This window comes from uncultured Tateyamaria sp., assembly GCF_947497045.1.
Classification (GTDB): Bacteria; Pseudomonadota; Alphaproteobacteria; order Rhodobacterales; family Rhodobacteraceae; genus Tateyamaria.
Genome location: NZ_CANMEU010000053.1, coordinates 1 through 238 on the forward strand (window position 1 = coordinate 1; position 238 = coordinate 238).

Here is a 238-nt window from a genome sequence, read left to right on the forward strand (position 1 = left end):
ATCATCCGCAAACCCAAGGCAAGATTGAGCGTTGGCATCAGACCCTCAAGAACCGCATTCTATTGGAGAACTACTTCCTGCCTGGCGATCTCGAAGCGCAGATTGCCGCCTTCGTCGGTCACTACAACCATCAGCGCTATCATGAGAGCCTGAACAACGTCACACCCGCCGACGTCTACACGGGACGCGGCAAAACGATACTGTTCGAACGAGAAAGGACGAAAAGAAAAACCATGAA

At 52.1% G+C, this 238-nt stretch carries 1 protein-coding gene; it reads left to right on the plus strand.

The window, feature by feature from the left end:
* Positions 1–238 (plus strand): integrase core domain-containing protein (locus Q0859_RS21480; protein ID WP_299155217.1); only part of this gene is annotated, 238 nt, incomplete at both ends.